The following is a 22814-nucleotide window of genomic DNA, read 5'->3' as shown; positions in this document are numbered from 1 at the left end:
ACAACTCAGATTCAAATAGCGAGAATTTAATTATCAATCTTCAAAAATACCATCAAAACTATTTTCATCATGCTTACCAGATTTTCTCTATAACAACATCTTCAACTGTAAGATATGAAAAATCTATCCCCATTAATTCTAAAACTTTCAAAAACATTTCTGTATCCATTTCCATTATTTCGGAAGCTTTATATAAACTAATTAACCGCGATGTTAAAGCACCAATTACAAATATAAATCTTTCTTTCTGTTCTATACTTTGGAATAATTGCAATTGAGAAGCAATTTCTTGAAAGGTAGTTTGGTGATTCATTTATTTGATACTTATAAATGGATTAAGCCTGCTTTTATAAGAATACCAATTGCTGGAGTAATAAGCAATAATAACTTTATATCTCTCCCAATAAATTATATTTACTCATCTATTTCCATCTCATATTTATTTTAACAATTTTTCAATTTCCTCATCTTTAAAACCGACAAATTAATCAAATTTGCGGCTTTGCTTCTTTGCACCTCTGCGCGAAATAGAATGTATTTTATTTACCATATTCGCAGCCCAACAGGCAAAAGCCGACTTAGATCCAACTTATGTTAAAGCACCCCAGAATGGTGTAATTTTTGACATTTATACTCCTGCAGGTGAAGTAGTATCCAATGACGGCATTGTCGAACTTGGGCAAATAAATCAGATGTACATATGCTAATTTTTATGCAGCTTGACCTTAACCAGAGCATTAGTAGTTTTCCTAATGACAATAATAATGTGTACAATTTCCGGTGCAATAGCCACAAATAAACTACAATCAGCCGACCCAGCCGATATGTTTTAAATTTCTCAAAATTACTCTTCTGTGCCTCTGGGTCTCTGCGGGCAAAAAAATCCTGAAAACCTCAATCAAATATGCAAACTCTTAACTCTCCCAAACCTGTAATCTCCATCCAAAACCTCGATCATTATTTTGGAAATGGACAACTGCGAAAACAAGTTTTATTTAATATCAACCTCACCATTAATACAGGTGAAATTGTGATTATGACAGGTCCATCTGGCTCAGGTAAGACCACATTATTAACCTTAGCTGGTGGATTGCGTTCGGCTCAATTTGGCAGTTTGCGGATATTAGGCAACGAACTCTGTAAAGCCAATGCAAAAGAATTAACCCAAGCCCGCAGAAATAACGGTTATATCTTTCAATCCCATAATTTACATGGTAGCTTAACAGCAATTCAAAATGTGAGAATGGGTTTAGAATTACATCCGAAAATGTCTGGAAAAGAAATGTTAATCCAATCACAAAAAATGCTAGAAGAGGTAGGATTAGGAAATCGGCTTAATTATTATCCAGATAACTTATCAGGGGGACAAAAACAACGAGTTGCGATTGCGCGTGCATTGGTAAGTCAACCAAAAATAGTTCTAGCAGATGAACCTACCGCCGCACTTGATAAACAATCGGGACGAGATGTAGTAGAATTAATGCAGAAACTAGCAAAAGAGCATAGTTGTACAATTTTGCTTGTTACCCACGATAACCGCATTTTAGATATTGCTGACCGAATTGTTTACATGGAAGATGGCCATCTTGTCCGAGAAAAAAGTGATTCTTTGCAGGATGTAGTTGGTTAAAATATTGTTAATACCGTTTTCTCTAATTTATAAATTCTGTAAGAGGGTTAATCTACAATGACTTGGGAATTTTGGATTGATAGGGGTGGTACATTTACTGATATTGTCGCCAAATGCCCCGACGGTAAATTACAAATTCACAAACTATTATCCGAAAATCCCGAACGTTACACCGATGCAGCAATACAGGGAATTCGGGAACTTTTAGGCATTTCAGATCATGAAACTATTCCTTCAGAGGAAATCACAATTGTCAAAATGGGAACAACAGTAGCTACAAATGCCCTACTGGAAAAAAAAGGGGATAGAACTGTTTTACTCATCACCAAAGGCTTTCGAGATGCTTTAAAAATCGCCTATCAAAACCGTCCCGATATTTTTGCCCGGCAGATTATTTTACCAGAAATGTTATATGAACAAGTAATTGAAGTAGAAGAACGTTACAACGCCCAAGGTGATGTATTAGTTAATTTAAATTTAGATGCCATTCCTCCTCAACTGCAAACAGCCTATAATGACGGTATTCGTTCCTGTGCAATTGTTTTTATGCACGGTTATCGCTACACCAACCATGAAAAACAGGTTGCTAACCTCGCTAAAAACATTGGCTTTACTCAAGTTTCCGTATCTCACGAAATTACCCCCTTAATGAAATTGGTCAGTCGTGGTGATACAACGGTAGTTGATGCTTATTTATCGCCGATTTTACGAAGATATGTGAATCAGGTAGCGAGTCAGTTAGGAAAAAACGTTACTCTCCAGTTTATGCAATCTCATGGAGGCTTAACTGACGCAGCAACTTTTCTTGGTAAAGATAGTATCTTGTCCGGTCCGGCGGGGGGAATCGTTGGTGCAGTCCAAACTAGTCTGATGGCAGGATTTCATAAAATTATCAGTTTTGATATGGGTGGTACATCTACGGATGTTGCTCATTACAATGGTGAATATGAACGTACCTTAGAAACAGAAGTGGCTGGAGTTAGGTTACGAACTCCAATGATGGCTATTCATACCGTTGCAGCGGGTGGCGGTTCAATTTTACATTTTGATGGTTCTCGTTATCGCGTTGGACCAGAATCAGCCGGTGCAAATCCCGGTCCTGCTTCCTACTCCAAAGGCGGACCCCTAACGGTGACAGACTGTAATGTCATGGTAGGTAAGTTGCAACCTGCTTTTTTCCCTCAAGTATTTGGAGCAAATGCTGACAAATTATTGAATGTGGAAATTGTCAAGAGTAAATTTGCGGAATTGGTAGAAGAAATTGGTGATAATCGCACAGCGGAACAAGTAGCAACGGGTTTTATTACCATTGCCGTTGATAAAATGGCCAATGCGATTAAAAAAATCTCCCTCCAACGTGGTTATGATGTATCTGAGTATACTTTATGCTGTTTTGGTGGTGCAGGTGGACAACACGCTTGTTTAATTGCTGACGCTTTGGGAATGAAACAGGTATTTATTCATCCCTATTCTGGAGTTTTATCTGCTTATGGTATGGGTTTGGCAGATGTGAGGGTGTTAAAAGAAAAAGCTATTGAAGCGGTTTTAGAATTAGGGATATTGTCAAATTTAAAAGTAGTATTTACAGAATTAGCAGCAGAGGGAAAAAAAGAATTAAACCGTCAAGATCCTGGTAATACAGGGATTCAAATGTATAAAAAGCTGTATTTAAGATATGAAGGAACAGATGCGGCTTTGGTGGTGAATTTTGCCGATTTAGCAGCAATGCAGAATCAGTTTGCAGAGTTACATCGTCAGCGTTACGGCTTTATTGCCGAGGAAAAACCCTTGATTGTGGAAGCGGTGACGGTGGAGTTAGTATTACATCATGATGCCCCATTTGCATCTGTAATTTCTCGGATAAATGATAATTTACCGATTGCAGATACAACCGTACAGATGTTTACTGCTGGGAAATGGTGGGATACCCCAGTTTATCGTCGGGAGAATTTACAACCGGGAGACTGTATTTCTGGACCGGCAATTATTGTAGAAGCGACGGGTACAAATATTATTGAACCCCATTGGCAAGCAGAATTAACTAATATTCAGAATTTGGTTTTGTCAGTTGTTAGTAGTCAGTTGTCAGTGGAAAATACAAATGAGAAAATTGAAAATCCTGATGCTGTCATGTTGGAAATTTTCAATAATTTGTTTCGGGCAATTGCTGAACAAATGGGAATAACATTACAAAATACCAGTTCTTCTGTGAATATCAAAGAAAGGCTCGATTTTTCCTGTGCGATTTTCGATAACCATGGACAATTGGTCGCAAATGCCCCCCATATTCCTGTACATTTAGGTTCCATGAGTGAAAGTATTCAGGCTTTAATTTCCACTCATAAAAATAATATTCAACCTGGTGATGTTTTCGCTGCTAATAATCCCTACAATGGGGGAACTCATCTTCCAGATATTACAGTTATTACTCCGATATTTCTTAATTCTCATCTTCCTATTTTTTATGTAGCTTCACGGGGACATCATGCAGATATTGGGGGAATAACTCCCGGTTCTATGCCACCTTATAGTACAAGTGTCACAGAAGAAGGGATTTTATTAGATAATTTTCAATTAGTTAATTCTGGGGTTTTCTGCGAACAGGAATTAATTAATTTACTCAGCAGTGAACCTTACCCAGCGAGGAATATTCCTCAAAATATCGCCGATTTAAAAGCGCAAATTGCAGCGAATGAACTGGGAGTTAAAGAATTATTGAAAATGGTAGAACACTACAGCTTAGAAACTGTGCAAGCTTATATGGGTTTTGTCCAAGATAATGCCGAAGCATCAGTTCGTCGAGTAATTGAAGTTTTAAAAGATGGGAGTTTTAGTTATGCTTTGGATGATGGAAGTATGATCAAAGTTAAAATTACTATTGATAAAAAACTCAGAAATGCTAAAATAGACTTTACTGGGACTTCACCGCAATTAAATAATAACTTTAACGCACCATCAGCAGTTTGTAAAGCAGCAGTTTTATATGTTTTCCGCACTTTGGTAAATGATGATATTCCTTTAAATGCAGGATGTATGAAACCGTTGGAAGTGATTATTCCTCAAGGTTGTCTGTTAAATCCCCATTATCCGGCTGCGGTAGTTGCGGGAAATGTGGAAACTTCCCAAGCAATTACAGATGCTTTATATGGGGCTTTGGGTGTGTTAGCTGCTTCCCAAGGAACGATGAATAATTTTACTTTTGGTAATACGAAATATCAATATTATGAAACTATCTGTGGTGGTTCTGGTGCGGGTGAAGATTTCAATGGAACAGACGCAGTTCATACCCACATGACTAATTCTAGATTAACAGATCCTGAAGTTTTAGAATGGCGGTTTCCGGTAATTTTAGAAAGTTTTGCAATTCGGGAAAATAGCGGAGGAAAAGGTAAATATCACGGTGGAAATGGTGTAATTCGACGGTTGCGGTTTTTGGAAAATATGACAGCGGGAATTTTAGCAAATCATCGGGTTATTCCCCCTTTTGGTTTATGTGGTGGGAAAGCAGGTATGATAGGTAAAAATTATGTAGAAAGAAATAATGGAACTGTGAAAAAATTAGGAAGTAAAGCTGTGGTAGAAATGAATCCTGGAGATATATTTGTCATTGAAACTCCAGGAGGTGGTGGTTATGGGGAGATATAAAATATCCCCAACTTCTTAAAAGAATGCAGAATTTAGAATTTAGAATTTAGAATTACGTTTTGCAACGGGGATTTTACCCCGACGCAAAACCCGCTGCTTGTAGAAGCAGGGGACTTTAACCCCCAAAGGTAAGTTAAATAAATATATGATACATAATCTAATTCTAAAGTAGAAGTTGGGTATCTGCTCACTAATTAACTATTAAATTTCTATTCAGTGTAAAGAAATGTAAAATCGCTGAAAACTTCTTCCCCCTTGCCTTTTGCCTTGCTATAACGACAATTTTTAACGCTAACCTACTTATTCATTATGTTATCAGTCCAAGATGCCGAAACTATTATTTTCAATGCTGTCCAACCTTTAAATCAACAACATGATATTGAAATTGTGGATTTATTAACAGCATCTCACCGCATTTTAGCAACTTCTGTCATTAGTTCTTTAGATTTTCCCCATTGGGATAATTCCGCAATGGATGGTTTTGCTGTACGTTATGAAGATGTGCAAAATTCAAATCCTGAAAATCCTACCATATTGGAAGTTGTCGAAGAGATTCCCGCAGGATATCAACCCCAAATTACTATTAAACCAGGACAAGCAGCCAGGATTTTCACTGGTGCAATCATCCCAAAAGGTGCAGATACTATAATTATGCAGGAAAAAACTAATTTACAGGACAATCAAGTTTTTATCTTAGCTACACCGCAACCCCAAGAATTTGTCAGACACCAAGGAGACTTTTACCAAGCCGGAAAAGAACTTTTACCAGCAGGAATTCCCCTGAATGCAGCAGAAATTGCTATTTTAGCCGCAGCGCAATTATCTAAAATCAGTGTTTTCCGTCGTCCACGAGTGGCAATTTTTTCCAGCGGTGACGAATTGGTAACACCAGAACAAACCCTAAAACCTGGACAAATAGTAGATTCTAACCAATATGCTTTAGCCGCTTTAGTCAAAGAATTGGGTGCAGAAGTGTTAATGTTAGGAATTGTTAAAGATAATCAAATTGCTTTAACAGAAACTATAAATTATGCCATTAATCATGCTGATATAGTTCTTTCTTCTGGTGGAGTTTCCGTCGGTGATTATGATTATATTGATAGAATTTTAGCATCTTTGGGGGCAGAAATCCATTTTTGCGCCGTGCAAATGCGTCCAGGAAAACCCCTCACATTTGCCACATTTCCTAATTCCCTTTATTTTGGTTTACCAGGAAATCCCGTTTCTGCATTAGTCACATTTTGGAGATTTGTAGAACCGACAATTAAAAAACTTTCAGGAATTAATCAAGGTTGGGAAGCAAAACTTTTAAAAGTAAAATCCCATTCCGAATTAAAATCTAACGGAAAAATGGAAACTTATATTTGGGGTACTTTAAATTTAAATAATGGTATTTATGAATTTCATCAAGCTGGTGGTAATTTAAATTCTGGGAACTTAATTAACTTATCCCAAACAAATGCTTTAGCCATTTTACCAGTAGGAAAAACCTTAATTTCACCAGGAGAAGAAACTTTAGTTTTACAAATAGGATAAAATAAACCTTCTTCTTTTCTTCTTTCGTGTTCTATCCCTACGGGACGCTGCGCGAACGTTCCTTCGTGGTTCATTTACTCAGGTGTTAGTAACTTGTCTTTTATCAAGCACAAGTAGAGGAGAATCTATATCTAAAAGCCAATTTTCATCAATTAATTCTAGATTTTCATTATAGATAAGAACTAACTCACCTATATTTTGAATAATTGGACTTCCGAATGGGTAAGATTTATCATGGGGATCATGAGGTATCATTTTAGCATAAATAGTAGTAGTACCAATAAGAGAAAATTTGAGTTTTAGAAAACGTTTATCTTGGGTAACACCTACAAAACTACTAACTAATTCTGCTTCTATGGTGTGAGGTAAGCTAATTGAGTCATAATATTCATCCTGTTCATCCCAATAACCATTGATTGTATAACAGCAGCGTTGAAGGTGTTTTTGAACAAGAGAATTAGGATCTAAATTTTCTAATACCTCAGTTAAATCTTGCCAGATTTTGTGATTTTTCAATTTAAGTGTAGTCATAATCTATTCTAGATTAATGTTGTGTTACAAAACCAGGAAAATGTAATATACCATTAACATATTTGGCGTGAAACCGTCTATCACCACCGCTACCTAACACTTTAGACTTTAAATTATATCCTTTTTCTTGAGAATCAACAAGCCCACTACTACCCTGTGGGTGTACTAACCCTTTCGCAATTGCCTTTAAATGCTTTCCTTTACTATCATATCTTATACCTAATTTTATTTGTTCGTCGCTAAATGAAACTTGCAAATCATAAGTCGAAGAATATACAACGTCAGGTTGAATATCTTGCCAATTATTGGGTAATGGTAAAACTTCCATGATATATAACGGGTTACTGCTCTACAGATGTTTTTATGGAATCGAATAATAAATTAAACAATAGTATCATGCAAGTTTAGGGACTTCTAAATAAAAAATATCTCAAAACTGATGCAAAAAACTCTCTATTTTCTCTCTCTGTGTCCTCTGTGCCTCTGTGGTTAGATAAATTATTTTTGAATCGAACCACAGAGACGCAGAGAGCGCAGAGAGAAAAATTCAACTATAACTTCAAAAAAAAGGGTAATTCCAGAAAAACCAGAATTACCCTTTTTCAAAGTTCAAGAAAAATTACGCAAAAGCTGCCATTTTCACATCGTTGTTACCAAGGATTTGTTGTAATTCCTCAGCGTCAACGGTTTCTTTTTCAATCAGCATTTGAGCAATTTCATCTAAAACCTTGCGGTTATTGACTAAAACTTCTTTAGCTCGAATGTAAGCCGTATCAACTAACTTCCGCACTTCTTCATCAATAGCAGCAGCGGTTTCTTCTGAAAAGTCGCGTTCTGACATAATATCTCGACCCAGGAACATATTTCCTTGTTGACGACCAAGGGCTACTGGACCCAAGCGATCGCTCATGCCAAACCGAGTTATCATTTGTTTAGCGACTCTGGCAACTTGCTGTAAATCGTTAGAAGCACCAGTAGTAACTTCCTCTTCACCAAAGATAATTTCTTCAGCGAGACGACCACCTAAAGCCACAGCCATTTGATTTTCCAAATAAGCACGGCTATATAAACCAGTGTCCATACGGTCTTCACTAGGGGTAAACCAAGTTAAACCACCAGCTTGACCACGGGGAATAATGCTAATCTTTTGCACAGGGTCATAGTCAGGCATTAAAGCCCCAACTAAAGCGTGACCTGCTTCATGGTATGCAACCAAAGTTTTGCGCTTTTCGCTCATTACCCGGTCTTTCTTTTCCGGACCCGCTAATACACGATCAATTGCATCATTAATTTCATCCATCGAAATTTCCGTTAAATTCCGACGGGCGGCTAAAATTGCCGCTTCGTTGAGTAAGTTAGATAAATCTGCACCGGTAAAACCAGGAGTCCGACGGGCAATTTTATCCAAGTCTACATCTTTAGATAAAGTTTTACCACGAGCATGAACTCGGAGAATTTCGCTTCTTCCAGCGTAGTCAGGACGGTCTACCACAACTTGACGGTCAAAACGACCAGGACGTAATAAAGCCGCGTCTAATACGTCAGGACGGTTGGTAGCAGCAATAATAATAATGCCAGTGTTACCTTCAAAACCATCCATTTCCGTTAGTAACTGGTTGAGGGTTTGTTCCCGTTCGTCATTACCACCACCCAAACCAGCACCCCGTTGACGACCTACCGCGTCAATTTCATCAATAAAGACGATACAAGGAGCATTAGTTTTTGCTTGTTCAAATAAATCGCGGACGCGAGAAGCACCCACACCCACAAACATTTCCACAAATTCAGAACCGGAAATTGAGAAGAAAGGAACACCTGCTTCTCCAGCAACAGCCCGCGCAAGCAGGGTTTTACCAGTACCAGGAGGACCAACTAAAAGTACACCTTTAGGAATTTTTGCACCAATAGCGGTAAAGCGATCGGCATTTTTCAAAAAGTCTACAACTTCATTTAGTTCTAATTTGGCTTGGTCAATACCCGCAACGTCCCCAAATGTCACTTGAGTTTGGGGTTCCATTTGCACTCTGGCTTTAGATTTACCAAAGTTCATGGCTTGGCTACCTGGTCCACCTTGAGCGCGACGGAGAAGGAAAAATAGACCAACTAGCAGCAATACAGGGAAGAATAAGCTGCTGAGAGCTTTAAACCAAAATCCTTCGTCTGCTTGAGGTAATACGGCAATATCAACACCTTTATTTGTCAGAGTATTGATTAAATCTGGGTCGTTAACTAAGGTAACGATCTTTTTATTAGGATCATATTTGGGTGTTACCAAAGCTGTAGAACGGTCAGAACTCAAACTAACTCTCTCAACTCTGCCTTGTTTAACTTCTTGGATAAACTGGCTGTAGCGCCATGTTTCCCGGCTTTGGGGTTGTTTGTCAAAAAATGCTGTTCCTAGGGCAATAACAACTATAAAAAGGAGCGCGTACAGCCCCGTATTTCTCCATCTTTTATTATTCACTGATGTTGATTCTCCTGTACTGGTTTGCTGCTTATACTTAGCTTCTCTAAGAAAGAGGACATTATGATAATTATGTTAACTTATTTTAAGATATCTCAAAATAATCCTCCTGTCATGCTAAAAATTATCTCCCACCTCCTGCAATTCTAAAACATGAGAATGATAGGAGTTCTATTGTAGCGATTCTCAGCAGGAGTCAGGAGAAAAGAGGCAGGGGCAGGGAGCAGGGAAAATATTTATTGTCTATTGTCTCTTTCTTGACAACTGACCACTGTACGGGCGAAGCATTTGGAGAACTATTTTTGGCAATGACCGATAATTTATCTTGCAAATGCTTCGCCCCTACTGACCACTGACCACTGACCAATTAATCTTTTTCTGGTAATTTAATACTACTTGTACCGTTGGGATTAGTGACTATCCCCCCTCCTAAAGCTTCAATTTCCCGAATGGCTCGTTTGCGAGTCTTTTGATCAACTTTATTATTTAAAACCATCATCCATGTAGAAATACGGGCTGATTTACTATCTGGGTTTTTACTGAGAAACTCAGCGGTTTTTTGAGAACTAAATGCTGCTTGCTTGCTTTCCGCGTCAGTATAAGTGTTAGCCCACTCTGCGGCTTTGAGAAAAGATGTTTGGGCTGCTTGAGCATTACCTAAAAACAATAACTCATCTGTGCCTTTATAACGCCAGATATAATAGGATTTGTTGGGTAATTGTGGAGATAAAGATTTTAATCCTTTGTCCATTAAAGCTATAGATTTTTCTGGCATCCCACCGTATAAAGAGCTACTTACAGAAAGTCCTAGGTAAGCGTCTAGAAAACGGGGGTCACGTCCTAAAATAACTTCAAAATATTCTGGACTGAGACGATACCCTGTTCTATCTCTGGCTTCATCATCGCCAAAGAATTGCAAAAAATCAATATATACCCAATCTGCAATCAGGTTTTTATAACTAAAACTAGGTACATTTTTCAGTAAGTTCAAGCGAAGACTTTCTTTTTTGAGGTCTTTTTCCAGAGTTTCAACAGAAATAGATTGTTGACTGGTTAATAGTTTTTGCAGCTTTGGTATTTGTATTAAGCTAATACTGGTAATACACAAGCAAACGACTAAAGGTGTGGTAATAGCTTCACGAGATAAGAACATACTTCCAGTAATTAAAAATTCATAATTAAAAATTAAAAATGACCATAGTCCCTCAATTTTATTATTGTTGCACCAATTGGCAACATTTTTGAGCTATTGCCCAATCTTCTTGAGTTTCTATGACTAATACTCGCACGGTTGAATCAGATGTGGCAATATCAACATCAATAGGTTGGCGCTGGTTTTTATCAGCATCAATTTTTAGTCCCAAAAATCCCAAGGCTTCACAAGCTGCTTGACGGATTCCTGGGGAGTTTTCACCGACTCCAGCCGTAAAAACTAAAACATCTAAACCGGCTAAACTAGCCAACATTGCCCCGATACCAGCCCGGAGACGATGTACGTATATATCCCAAGCTAGTTGAGCGCGTTGATTACCTTGGTCTTTTGCGGCTATCACCTCCCTTAAATCACTAGATATTCCAGAAATACCTTTTAATCCAGAAGCCTTATTTAACACATTATCTAATTCTTGACTGGAGTAATTATACTGTCGCAGTAAATAAATTAAAATCCCTGGATCAATTGAACCACTGCGGCTACCCATCATTAAACCATCCAGGGGAGTAAATCCCATTGTTGTGTCAATACTGCAACCATTTTTGATGGCGGCTAAAGAACAACCATTACCTAAATGACAGGTAATTATCCGTAGAGATTGTAAATCTTGACCAAGAATTTCCGCGGCTCGATTTGCACAATACTGATGACTGATACCATGAAAGCCGTAACGACGGATACCTTGTTCTACTAATTGATAGGGGATAGGATAGATGGCTGCGGCATCGGGTAACGTGTGGTGAAATCCGGTATCAAAAACTGCAATTTGGGTGATATTCCCCAGACTATTTTCAATGGCTTCAATGCCAGCTAAAGCGGCTGGATTATGGGCTGGGGCTAGATTACATAGGTGAGCGATCGCCTGTTTCACATCTTCCGTAATTATTACAGCATTCTGGTAATCTTCACCACCATGTACCACTCGATGTCCTACCACATCTATGGCTGCTAAATCATCAATTACCTTGGTTTCACCATTAATAAGAGTAGATAACAAATGAGTAAATTGCACCTGTCGAGAATCACCAGAAATGGTTTCTTGCAGTGTTGCACCCGTAGCTGTTTTGACTGTAATTTCTGCCTGATTTTGGTCTTGAGTCCAATTTATTTTTCCTTCCCACAGAGGTTGGGGGGCTAAATTAGGAATCGGGGTTGTAATGTTATACAGACAACTCTTTTGGCTGCTAGAACCGGCATTGAGGATGAGTATTTTCATAAATTCCAATTCCCTGTTCCTAATATTTAGCTGTCCAGCTACCGTTAATTAACCGCAGATTTGCCACCTTTAGAAACGGAATTATCACCCCAAGTTAGGGCGACAGAATCATCTTTATAAGTGGTTGTACTAGAACTGCTTTTAGAAGTTCCTGATTGATCATTATTACTACCATTTTCATTATTCTTGTTTTCTTCCTGTTTCTTCTCTTGTACAACTTGGGTAGCGTAAATTTCTACATCCCGTTGAATAATTTCTTCTATCTGGCTGGCAAAAATGGTAAATGCCTCTTCATGAGTTTTATAAGTTACATAAGAACCACTCAATTGAAAAAATTGCCAACCTTGGGTTTTCAAAGATTCTACTGTGCGGCGATAGTGTCGCCAGCGTTCTCCATAGTGAAAAAATTCTTCCACCGCAGCGCTAATTGCTACAACTTGACTAAGACCAAAAGTTGACCAAACAAGAGTATCTCGGACTTTACCATTATTCAGATTTAGACTCACCAAAGCAGGAAGAACTATACCACCAACAATCGTCATCAGCCTAGCGGTGTAATACCGATTTCGCGCCTGGCCTGCTTGTGCTTCCATCCAGAGAACTTGATCTAACCACCGAGAATTTAAAAACTTTCTTTGTAAAGCTGGCAGTTTCAATGTATCAAAAATCTCGCCAAAATCTTTCTTTAAAAACTCCCGATAAGGGTCTTTTTTAGCCATGATGCACTCCTTAACTAGAAAGTAAATTAGTAATTGTTTTGGTTAACTCTTCTTTTTCCGCGTCTAAGTTAATTGTTTGCAATTTACCTGATGCAGCTAATTTTGTAGCTCGTTCATCGGTAGTATTTCCACCTACAGCCAAAGCAAGTTTATCTGCGGTTCTGCCACTACCAGCGATCGCCATTACCAACCTACCAGCAGTAACACTATTCAAAGCATCCACAAATGTAATTTCCCCCCCGTTAATCAGCACCGTTAGTGATGGAGAAGCCTCTGCTAAAACAGTGGCAACCTCTACTATCCAAGGAGATTCATCGCCCCAATTGTTGCCAGGAACTAACACAAAATGAGTATGATCAGCCTGTAGGGGTGAAGCATCATCAGATGGTGTCGTAGTTTGCTCAGGTAGAATCACTTTGCCGATTGGTGCTACACCAATCAAAGCAAATTGGGCATTTATTTGATTACGGGCATAACCCATTAATCGCATTACCCCCGCATCTGTACCTCCATCAACAACATAAGCGCCCAAGGTTTCGGCAATTGGGGCTAACACTTCCACAAACAAGCTTTGGATACGGAGAAAATCAGCATCGCTAATCTGACTTGCACCCCCGACTATGACTAAAATAGGACGGGAATCACCAAGGCTCATTTGTCCCAGTGCAGTAGGCAATTCAGCAACTTCGGATACCCTAATTGCGATCGCTGTTTGCTCTTGATTAAAAGCAAGCTTAAAAAAATTTTCCATTTATCCAACTTGACTTATTTTAAGTTAAAACTTAGTATATTTAATTGTCAATAACAGTACAATATCATTAATTTACTGTGAGTAACACTAAAAATTTTAGTCAATGCAAAGTTAGTTTTTCTGCTATAGGGAAAAATCAGGGATCTTCTTCGGCACTGAGGACACTTGCCTTATTGGCTGTCTTGCTTCTATCTCCTGCAAAAATAGCTATAGCACAAATTACACCTGATGCCACTTTGGGCAATGAAAGCTCCCGTGTTACTCCTGCTAACTTAATAGAAGGTGGCGCACAAAGGGGAAGCAGTCTATTTCATAGCTTCTCAGAATTTAATGTCAATAACCTACAGTCAGTATATTTTGCCAACCCTTCAGGGATAAATAATATTTTTAGTCGAGTGACAGGAAATAACGTTTCTCATATTTTGGGAACGTTAGGAGTAAATGGAACTGCAAATTTATATTTACTCAATCCCAATGGGATTATTTTTGGGAAAGATGCCCAGTTAGATATTAAAGGGGCATTTTTTGCCAGTACAGCTAATAGTTTTATATTTCCAGGTGGTAATGAGTTTAGTGCAACTAATCCTCAAATGCCATTATTGACAATGAGTGTACCTGTTGGGGTGCAGTTTGGTTCGCAACCTGGAGATATTAGTAGTCAGGGGAATTTAGAAGTAGGAAAAGATTTGACATTCAGTGCGGGAAATGTGAAGTTAGAGGGGCAATTACAAGCTCAAACAGCTACATTAGAGGCAAACCAAGATTTAAACATTGGAGACTATACAGGAATTTCTCTCCAAGGAAAAGCCGGAGGAAATATTAATTACGGAAAAATAGAAATTAATAATACAGATCCGAATATTACCTCTAATGATCCCAGTTTATTATTAAATGCAGTTGGGACAATTACAGGAAGCGGAAATATATCAACTACAATACCTGGATTATTAGTAGATTTGCAAGCAAAAGACAATATTAATATCAAAGATATTAGTACCAAAGGAGGGGAAATAAATATCACCTCGTCCAGTGGCGTTAATCCTGGATTGATCACTGTAAATGCCATCCATGATATTACTACGGGTAATATTAACTCCTCTTCTATTTCAGAAAATGGGGGTGCAATCTCCCTTAAAACCACTCAAGGCAATATCTCTACTCAATCCCTAAACTCCTCAACATATTCAGATTCAGGCACAGCAGGAAATGGCGGGGAGATTACTCTGACTGCTGGTGGCAATATCGAGACTCAATCGCTAAACTCCTACTCATATTCAGATTCAGGCACAGCAGGAAATGGCGGGGAGATGACTCTGACTGCTGGTGGCAATATCGAGACTCAATCGCTAAACTCCTCCACATATTCAGATTCAGGCACAGCAGGAAATGGCGGGGAGATGACTCTGACTGCTGGTGGCAATATCGAGACTCAATCGCTAAACTCCTCAACATATTCAGATTCAGGCACAGCAGGAAATGGCGGGGAGATTACTCTGACTGCTGGTGGCAATATCGAGACTCAATCGCTAAACTCCTACTCATATTCAGATTCAGGCACAGCAGGAAATGGCGGGGAGATGACTCTGACTGCTGGTGGCAATATCGAGACTCAATCGCTAAACTCCTACTCAGATTCAAATTCAGGCACAGCAGGAAATGGTGGGGGGATGACTCTGACTGCTGGTGGCAATATCAACACTCAATCCCTATACTCCTCCTCATATTCATCTTCAGGCACAGCAGGAAATGGTGGGGGGATGACTCTGACTGCTGGTGGCAATATCAACACTCAATCCCTATACTCCTCCTCATATTCATCTTCAGGCACAGCAGGAAATGGTGGGGGGATGACTCTGACTGCTGGTGGCAATATCAACACTCAATCCCTATACTCCTCCTCATATTCATCTTCAGGCACAGCAGGAAATGGTGGGGGGATGACTCTGACTGCTGGTGGCAATATCAACACTCAATCCCTATACTCCTCCTCATATTCAGGTTCAGGCACAGCAGGAAATGGTGGGGGGACGGGAAAAGGAGCAAATGGCGGAACAATTGAACTTACTGGAGATAAATTAAATATCAATGGTATTGTGATTAATAGCGATGGAAATGATGGTAGCAATGGCGGTCTAATTAAATTAGATTCACCCTGGATACAATTAATAAATAGTGATCTTAGTAGTTCCAGTTATGGTAGTGGTAAGTCTGGACAAATAGAATTAAATTCAACAGGGGATATTAACTTAAATAATAGTCGGTTATTTACCACATTAGAACCAGGTAGCACAGGACAAGGTGGTAATATTGAGATTAAAGCACAAAATCTTAATCTCACTAACTATGCTGTGATTAATACCGGAACTTATAGCAGTGGTAATGCAGGTAATATTAAAATTATTGCTGAAAATGTCTCTTTAAAAGATGGTAGTAGTTTGCAAAGTTTAACCACCGATAAAGGCAATGCGGGGAATATCTCTTTAGATGTCACCAATGGCAACATATCTCTGACTCATAGTATTATTAGTACATCAGCCACAAAAACAGCATCAGGAAATAGTGGCAATATAAAATTAAATTCTCGGATATTATCCTTATCAAAGGGCAGTCAAATTCAAGCCTTAACAGAAGGGAAAGGAACATCAAAAGCAGGGGAAATTACTGTTAGTGCTAGTGATAGTATCATCATCAATGGAGTTGATCCTGATTCTAGTAATCCCGATCCTAATGCTTTACCACCGCAAAATATAGTTAAAAGTGATTATAGTAGTCAAATAATCACAGATATTGGGACAAATAATTCTATCACCACAGCACAGCAACTTCAAGCCAGTGATTTTCACTTGGATAATCCGAATCAAATAAATCTCAATGTAGAATATTCTACTAGAGTTCCCTATACCTCTATCCGTGGCACAGGGGATGATCAAATTCATGTTTATGCTATCAAAGTAAATGCTGGGACAAAAGCAGTTCTTGATATTGATAATACTGGTAATAATTCCTCTGGAACTGAAGATACTCCTAACTACAAAACCTTTCCAGCAGTGAATACAAAATTAACCCTATTAGATAGCCAGGGGAAAGAATTAGCATCTAATGATGATAGTCCCCATGCTCTTGGTTCGACAGGAAGTGATCCTAGAATGACTGTGCAAGAAGACCCCTATTTGAGATATGCTTTCACTCAAGGGGGAACTTATTATATTCAAGTTAGTAATTCTGATGGCAAAGGTGTTCCTAGTAGTTATTATGATAATGACTCAAAAACCAATAAACCAACATCCTACAATCTGCAAATCTCTCTAGAACCTAATCCCATTCAAGCAAATATTACTAATCAAGGTCAACCTTCAGGCATTTTTGCCTATACAACAGGTGCAGGAAAAGCCGGAGATATTATCTTAAAAACTGGTGATTTAAAATTAGAGAATAGTGGACAAATATCAGCTTTTACTAAAGGTAGTGGTAATGGTGGTAGTGTCAATATTACAGCGTCGCAAAATATTAACATTACCGGACAAGGAAAATTAGCAGTTGAAAGTTCAGGAACGGGTAATGGCGGTGATATTTCCATCATTTCCCCAGCCATTAATTTAACAGATAATGCCAAAATAGAAGTTGATAGTAGCAGTTCTGCAAATACAAGTTCTGCGGGAACTATTACTATGAAAACTAATTTTCTCAAACTAGATAATGCTGCTATTACTGCTAAAAATGCCAGTGGTAATGGTGGTAATATTGACGTGACAACAGAAAATTTACTCCTGCGTCATAACAGCGAAATTTCCACTACAGCAGGTTCAGCAAATAATCCTGGCAATGGGGGGAAAATTACTATTAATGCTAAAAATGGTTATGTAGTTGCTGTTTCCACAGAAGACAGTGATATCATTGCTAATGCTTTTGGTGGAAATGGTGGCAAGATTGATATTAGTGCGATTCGAGTGCTGGGATTAGAAACAAGAGGAAGATTAAATACAGCCCAATTACAAACCATTCGGACTAATAAGACAAGTGATATTACTGCTAGTTCTGATGTGGGAACAGATGGAACTGTAGCAATTCAAAGTTTAGGGATTGATCCTAGTCAGGGACTTGTGGCCATACCTGTAAATTTAATAGATCCATCAGGATTAATTGCTCAAGATTGTAATTCTAATAATAGTAACTCGGCTCAGAGTCAAAGTGAATTTGTCATTACTGGACGGGGAGGACTGCCACCTAGTCCTGATGATGTGCTGACTGTTGGGGCATTGCCAGCTAAATGGGTGACAAGAGAAAAAGGTGATCGAGCAATTTTACCGATAGGAGTAGTACCTACTACTACTGCTCCTTTAATAGAAGCTCAGGGTATGGTACGGAATGCAAATGGTGATATAGTTTTAATTGCTCAACCTGTAATTTCTACTAATTTCTACTCTGGGTTATCTAGTCAATTATGTAGGATTACTCAGAACCATCATAAACTATGAATTTTCTTGGTGTCGCATCTACTCGCATAACTTTAGAAACCGCTACAAAACCTCATCTATTTGGGTTTTGGCGGGTGATATTCCCATTGGTATCAATTATTGTTCCCAGTCTCCATGCACAACCTTTATTAGCCCAAGTACCTCCAGAGGTTAAACCACCTTCGAGAGAATCGCTACCAGAAGCCCAACCGCTGCCAGTATTACCACCACCTGACCAACTCCTCCCAATTCCATCACCAATACCGAACCAACCCCAAGTGACTCCAGAGACCCTATCTACAACATTGGTAGTGGAACGGTTTGAGTTTGTTGGGAATACGGTTTTTAGTGCTGAGGAATTGGCGAAAGTAACTGCACCCTATACGAAGAAGCAAATTAGCTTTACTGAACTGCTGCAAGTCCGTTCCCAGATTACGAAATTATATGTTGATAAAGGCTATGTGACATCTGGGGCAATTATTCCCATCCAAACTATTAAGAATGGTGTGGTGGTGGTGCAGTTGGTAGAAGGAAGTTTAGAGAAGATTAATGTTACTGGTACAAGCCGTTTAAATCGTAGCTATATTAGCGATCGCCTTTCCCTAGCTGCTGGTAAACCATTTTCACGCGATCGCCTCCTCATAGGATTGCAACTCTTACAACTTGACCCTCTAATTAAAAATATATCTGCGGATTTACAAACCGGTATCCGTCCAGGGACAAATATTTTAGAAGTTAAAGTTACTGAAGCTGATTCTTTCCAAACTCAACTATCTATAGATAATGAACGCAGTCCCAGTGTCGGCAGTTTGCGAAGACGAATTAATATTAATGAAGCCAATTTATTAGGACTGGGAGACGGTTTCAATTTTGGTTATACGAATACAGATGGAAGTAATGGCATAGATATTAGTTATAGTTTGCCCGTAAATGCCCGCAATGGTAAATTAATTTTCAACTATGGTGCGACAGGAAATAATGTAATTGAACGTCCTTTTAATACCTTAGATATTACCTCTCAGTCCCGCTTCTACGAGTTACAATTTCGGCAGCCACTCGTACAAACGCCTACTCAAGAATTTACTTTGGGACTCACGGCCAGCCAACAAATGAGTCAAACATTTTTGGGAACTGACAATATTGGCCCTTTTCCTCTAGGAGTTGGTGCAGATAATAATGGGAAAACGAAAATTTCTGCATTGCGATTTTTTCAAGAATGGAGTCAACGCAGTAGTAAACAAGTTTTAACAGCCCGTTCTCAATTTAGTTTAGGGTTAAATATTTTAGATGCCACTATTAATAATGATGAACCTGATAGTCGCTTTTTTAGTTGGCGAGGACAAGGACAATGGCTGCGTCAATTAGCACCAGATACCATATTGTTAATGCAAACAAATTTACAATTAGCAAATAAGCAGTTGTTGGGACTAGAACAATTTGGTTTAGGTGGACAAAAAACCCTGCGCGGATATCGTCAGGATAGTTTATTAACAGATAATGGTTTTTTAGCGTCTACAGAAGTAAGATTACCAGTTTTGCGAGTTCCAAAACTCCAAGGACTTTTACAAATAGCACCTTTTTTCGATTTAGGAACTGGCTGGAATAATGGTGGCTCAAATCCTGATAATAATACTTTACTAGGAGCAGGTTTAGGACTAATATGGCGACAAAGTAGTAAATTTAATGCTCGTTTGGATTGGGGGATTCCCTTAACAGAAAATAATTCCAAAAAGGAAACATGGCAAGAAAATGGTTTGTATTTTTCTCTCACATACAGTCCTTGATAGATTTAATTGTTCAATATTCTCTATACACACCCACCAGGGAATAAATTCCCTGTCTCATAGCTCAAGTCCGTTTTAACGGACTAATAAAATTTCTGGGTTATTTAGTCATCTTTAGATGACTTTTGCTATAAGAATGGGAATTCATTCCCAGGCTGACTTCTCCCCTTACATATAATCAACATTCACTAACTAAAAATGAATTTATCAATCACCCGTTTTCTTGTATCATTGCCTCGCTGGCTTCGCTATATATTTTTAGCTTTGATCATAGCTATAATTTGTATATTGAATTCACCAGTAATTGCGAAAAATAATCCTGAATCAGTTATTAATTCCCAAGAAACCCAAGCACAACTTTTATATACAGAGGGACGATTTGCTGAATCAATAACTTTATTAAAAGAATCTTTACAAGATTATCAAAGTAATGGAGATCAGCTAGGAAAGGCTGTTATATTGATTAATATGGCTCTGAATTATCAGCAAACTGGAGAAATCCAAGAAGCTAACAAAACCATTGTAGAAGCTATGAATATTCTGCAAAAAACTCCTAATTATTCACAAAGTTCTGCTATTTGGGCGCAAGCTTGGGATGTTAAAGCTAGTCTACAACTGGCACAGGGAAAACCAGAAGATGCTGTATTATCTTGGCAACAAGCTGAAGCTACTTACCAAAAGTTAGGAGATAGTAACAAAGCTATCCTGATGGGAATTAACCAGGGTCAAGCATTACAGAATTTAGGATTATATAAACGGGCAAATGCTGTTTTTCAAAATTTAGCAGCAACCTTGCAAAATCAACCAGATTCACTCACTAAAGCTATTAATATTCGTAATGTAGGCGGCGCTCTTCGGGTGTTAGGTGATTTGGAAAAAGCAAAATCAAACTTTGAAGAAAGTCTCAGAATTGGCCAAAAACTACAATCACAAGAAATTATTGCATCGGCTTATCTTGCTTTAGGTAATGTTGTCCGTGCTGACGCAAATGTAAAAACTGCCCAGGGAAATATTGCAGCAGCAAGAGAAAAAAAAGTTGCAGCAATTAATTTTTATCAAAAAGCAGAAGTTGATAAAACTCCTATACAAATTCAAATTAAAGCCAAAATTAATCGGTTGCGATTATTGATAGAAATAGAAAAATGGCAAGAAGCTGAATTACTTTATCCGCAAATCCAAAATCTAATTCCTAAATTATCTCTGGGTCGTGCGGGGATATATGCTCAGGTAAACTTTGCTCAAAGTTTGATGAAATTAAATGAAGAAAAACCCGTAAATTTACAAACAATTGCCCAAATCTTAGCTGTCGCTCGTCAACAAGCCGAACAAATTCAAGATGTGCGATCGCAATCTTTTGTTTTGGGGAATTTAGGACATATATATGAATTAACAAAACAGTGGAATATTGCTCAAGACTTAACTCAAAAAGCCCTAAATTTATCACAGTCAATTCAAGCCCAAGATATCACCTATCGTTGGCAATGGCAAATCGGACGGATTCTTTGTCAAGGTGAAAATGAATGCTATCAACAAGGAGATATTAAAGGGGCGATTCCTACGGAGCGCCTCGCTATCGCCACATATACTGAAGCATTTAATACTCTCCAAAGTATTCGGGGTGATTTAGTTGCTAGTAGTGCAGATGTGCAGTATTCATTCAAAGAAAGTGTCGAACCTGTATATCGCCGATTAGTAAATTTGTTATTACAATCTCCAGAACCTAGTCAAGACAACCTCAAACAAGCTCGTCAAGTATTAGAAACTTTGCAAGTAGCGAAATTACAAAACTTTTTGCAACAAGCTTGTCAAGATAGTAAATTACAACTTGATGAGGTGATTGATACTAAAGACAAAACAGCCGCAGTAATTTACTCAATTATTTTGAATGATCGCTTAGAAGTTATTCTCAGAGAACCTAATAATCCCAACTTATATCACTATCCTGCGACCAAATTATCCAAACAAGAAATTGAAAATACTTTAACCAATTTGTATAAATCTCTTCAAGATCCTGGTGCTTATGAAGAAGTCCAAACCGCTGGTCAAAAAGTCTATAACTGGCTAATTAAACCAATAGAAGAAAAACTAGAAAAAAGCAAAATTAACACTTTAATTTTTGTTTTGGATGGTTCACTGCGGAGAATTCCTATGGCCGCACTTTATGATGGAGAAAAGTATTTGATGGAGAAATACGCCGTTTCTTTAGCTTTAGGTTTACAAGTTCGTGATCCTATGCCTTTACAAAGAAAAGAAATGAAAATATTGGCAGCTAGTTTAATAGATCCTCCTAAGAGCGTTCCTGGTTTTGCTTCTTTGCCAGGTGTTGCTCAAGAAGTTAGAGAAATCCAGAAAACAGGAGTATCTGTGAGTTGGATTGCTGAACAAGAATTTACCAATCAAAACTTCAATAAAAAACTCAATACTGCTAAATTTGATATCGTCCATTTAGCCACTCATGGTTTTTTTGGTGCTGATAGAGAAAATACATTTGTGGTGACAGCAGATGGAAAATTGAAAATTGCTGAATTTGATAGACTGTTCAGAACCCAAAGGAAAAGTGCTAATGAAGGCATTGAACTATTAATTTTGAGCGCTTGTCAAACAGCTACAGGAAACGATCAAGAAGTCATGGGTATTGCAGGGACAACAGTGCAAGCAGGAGCGAGTAGTGCGATCGCTAGTTTATGGGATTTAGATGATCAGTCAAGCGTACCCTTTATTAAAGAATTTTACCAGCACTTAGGAGAACCCAACATCAGCAGAGCCGAAGCACTGCGTCTAGCACAACAGGCTTTACTAAAAGATCCCAACTATGATCATCCGCGTTTTTGGGCGCCTTATGTATTAGTTGGAAGTTGGCTTTAAAAGAGG

The 22814-nt window shown here is 38.3% G+C and carries 15 protein-coding genes; 6 read left to right on the top strand and 9 right to left on the bottom strand.

Annotated elements, in window-relative coordinates:
* Positions 1 to 73: 73 nt before the first annotated feature.
* Positions 74 to 313 carry a hypothetical protein gene (locus tag FJR06_RS11760; protein ID WP_148761694.1) on the bottom strand — a complete coding sequence of 80 codons (240 nt, stop codon included), beginning with the start codon at positions 311 to 313 and terminating at the stop codon, positions 74 to 76.
* A 591-nt stretch (positions 314 to 904) separates the two neighbouring features.
* Here FJR06_RS11760 and FJR06_RS11755 point away from each other — a divergent pair.
* The 3 genes from FJR06_RS11755 to glp all read left to right on the top strand — a co-directional run bounded on the left by FJR06_RS11755 (position 905) and on the right by glp (position 6811).
* Positions 905 to 1630: a DevA family ABC transporter ATP-binding protein gene (locus FJR06_RS11755; protein WP_168651489.1), complete on the top strand. Its 726-nt coding sequence runs from the start codon at positions 905 to 907 to the stop codon at positions 1628 to 1630.
* Between the two features lie 57 nt (positions 1631 to 1687).
* Complete coding sequence (locus FJR06_RS11750; RefSeq protein ID WP_168651488.1) at positions 1688 to 5275, top strand: hydantoinase B/oxoprolinase family protein; 3588 nt, start codon at positions 1688 to 1690, stop codon at positions 5273 to 5275.
* A gap of 309 nt (positions 5276 to 5584) precedes the next feature.
* A complete protein-coding gene (gene glp, locus FJR06_RS11745; RefSeq protein ID WP_168651487.1) occupies positions 5585 to 6811 on the top strand; it encodes a gephyrin-like molybdotransferase Glp in 1227 nt (408 codons plus the stop codon).
* Between the two features lie 78 nt (positions 6812 to 6889).
* Here the strand turns inward: glp and FJR06_RS11740 are convergent, their stop codons facing one another.
* From FJR06_RS11740 to FJR06_RS11705, 8 genes are all read right to left on the bottom strand, one after another.
* Positions 6890 to 7342, bottom strand: a complete 453-nt coding sequence (locus FJR06_RS11740) for a hypothetical protein (protein ID WP_168651486.1) — start codon at positions 7340 to 7342, stop codon at positions 6890 to 6892.
* 13 nt (positions 7343 to 7355) lie between these two features.
* Positions 7356 to 7670, bottom strand: a complete 315-nt coding sequence (locus FJR06_RS11735; protein ID WP_168651485.1) for a hypothetical protein — start codon at positions 7668 to 7670, stop codon at positions 7356 to 7358.
* A 291-nt stretch (positions 7671 to 7961) separates the two neighbouring features.
* Positions 7962 to 9806 (bottom strand): ATP-dependent zinc metalloprotease FtsH3, encoded by a 1845-nt coding sequence (gene ftsH3, locus FJR06_RS11730; protein ID WP_168651484.1) that lies wholly within the window; start codon positions 9804 to 9806, stop codon positions 7962 to 7964.
* Positions 9807 to 10002: 196 nt separating this feature from the next.
* On the bottom strand, positions 10003 to 10173 hold the full coding sequence (locus FJR06_RS11725; protein ID WP_168651483.1) for a hypothetical protein: 171 nt from the start codon (positions 10171 to 10173) through the stop codon (positions 10003 to 10005).
* Positions 10174 to 10959 carry a hypothetical protein gene (locus tag FJR06_RS11720; protein WP_168651482.1) on the bottom strand — a complete coding sequence of 262 codons (786 nt, stop codon included), beginning with the start codon at positions 10957 to 10959 and terminating at the stop codon, positions 10174 to 10176.
* A gap of 61 nt (positions 10960 to 11020) precedes the next feature.
* On the bottom strand, positions 11021 to 12235 hold the full coding sequence (locus FJR06_RS11715; protein WP_168651481.1) for an acetate kinase: 1215 nt from the start codon (positions 12233 to 12235) through the stop codon (positions 11021 to 11023).
* Between the two features lie 44 nt (positions 12236 to 12279).
* Complete coding sequence (locus FJR06_RS11710) at positions 12280 to 12954, bottom strand: DUF4231 domain-containing protein (protein ID WP_015079547.1); 675 nt, start codon at positions 12952 to 12954, stop codon at positions 12280 to 12282.
* A 10-nt stretch (positions 12955 to 12964) separates the two neighbouring features.
* Positions 12965 to 13705 carry a hypothetical protein gene (locus FJR06_RS11705; RefSeq protein ID WP_015079548.1) on the bottom strand — a complete coding sequence of 247 codons (741 nt, stop codon included), beginning with the start codon at positions 13703 to 13705 and terminating at the stop codon, positions 12965 to 12967.
* A 77-nt stretch (positions 13706 to 13782) separates the two neighbouring features.
* Between FJR06_RS11705 and FJR06_RS11700 the strand changes: the two genes are divergently transcribed.
* From FJR06_RS11700 to FJR06_RS11690, 3 genes are all read left to right on the top strand, one after another.
* Positions 13783 to 18180 carry a filamentous hemagglutinin N-terminal domain-containing protein gene (locus FJR06_RS11700; RefSeq protein ID WP_168651480.1) on the top strand — a complete coding sequence of 1466 codons (4398 nt, stop codon included), beginning with the start codon at positions 13783 to 13785 and terminating at the stop codon, positions 18178 to 18180.
* The gene (locus FJR06_RS11695) at positions 18177 to 19943 is read left to right on the top strand and encodes a ShlB/FhaC/HecB family hemolysin secretion/activation protein (RefSeq protein ID WP_168651479.1); all 1767 of its coding nucleotides are present in this window, start codon (positions 18177 to 18179) and stop codon (positions 19941 to 19943) included. Before FJR06_RS11700 ends, FJR06_RS11695 begins: the two co-directional genes overlap by 4 nt.
* Before the next feature lie 198 nt (positions 19944 to 20141).
* Positions 20142 to 22808 carry a CHAT domain-containing protein gene (locus FJR06_RS11690; protein ID WP_168651478.1) on the top strand — a complete coding sequence of 889 codons (2667 nt, stop codon included), beginning with the start codon at positions 20142 to 20144 and terminating at the stop codon, positions 22806 to 22808.
* Positions 22809 to 22814 lie beyond the last annotated feature (6 nt).

It is taken from the genome of Dolichospermum sp. UHCC 0352 (genome assembly GCF_009711925.1).
In the GTDB taxonomy this organism is placed as follows: domain Bacteria; phylum Cyanobacteriota; class Cyanobacteriia; order Cyanobacteriales; family Nostocaceae; genus Dolichospermum; species Dolichospermum lemmermannii.
Note: the sequence above shows the minus strand (reverse complement) of the source record. Positions and strands in the feature narration are given on the sequence as shown.

What these genes read in the sequence shown, in the direction of transcription:
- FJR06_RS11750 (WP_168651488.1), top strand. Translation starts at nt 1,688, where the DNA reads ATGACTTGGGAATTTTGGATTGATAGGGGTGGTACATTTACTGATATT.
- FJR06_RS11710 (WP_015079547.1), bottom strand. Translation starts at nt 12,954, where the DNA reads ATGGCTAAAAAAGACCCTTATCGGGAGTTTTTAAAGAAAGATTTTGGC.
- FJR06_RS11690 (WP_168651478.1), top strand. Translation starts at nt 20,142, where the DNA reads ATGAATTTATCAATCACCCGTTTTCTTGTATCATTGCCTCGCTGGCTT.
- glp (WP_168651487.1), top strand. Translation starts at nt 5,585, where the DNA reads ATGTTATCAGTCCAAGATGCCGAAACTATTATTTTCAATGCTGTCCAA.
- FJR06_RS11740 (WP_168651486.1), bottom strand. Translation starts at nt 7,342, where the DNA reads ATGACTACACTTAAATTGAAAAATCACAAAATCTGGCAAGATTTAACT.
- FJR06_RS11695 (WP_168651479.1), top strand. Translation starts at nt 18,177, where the DNA reads ATGAATTTTCTTGGTGTCGCATCTACTCGCATAACTTTAGAAACCGCT.
- FJR06_RS11720 (WP_168651482.1), bottom strand. Translation starts at nt 10,959, where the DNA reads ATGTTCTTATCTCGTGAAGCTATTACCACACCTTTAGTCGTTTGCTTG.
- FJR06_RS11705 (WP_015079548.1), bottom strand. Translation starts at nt 13,705, where the DNA reads ATGGAAAATTTTTTTAAGCTTGCTTTTAATCAAGAGCAAACAGCGATC.
- FJR06_RS11760 (WP_148761694.1), bottom strand. Translation starts at nt 313, where the DNA reads ATGAATCACCAAACTACCTTTCAAGAAATTGCTTCTCAATTGCAATTA.
- FJR06_RS11735 (WP_168651485.1), bottom strand. Translation starts at nt 7,670, where the DNA reads ATGGAAGTTTTACCATTACCCAATAATTGGCAAGATATTCAACCTGAC.
- FJR06_RS11715 (WP_168651481.1), bottom strand. Translation starts at nt 12,235, where the DNA reads ATGAAAATACTCATCCTCAATGCCGGTTCTAGCAGCCAAAAGAGTTGT.
- FJR06_RS11755 (WP_168651489.1), top strand. Translation starts at nt 905, where the DNA reads ATGCAAACTCTTAACTCTCCCAAACCTGTAATCTCCATCCAAAACCTC.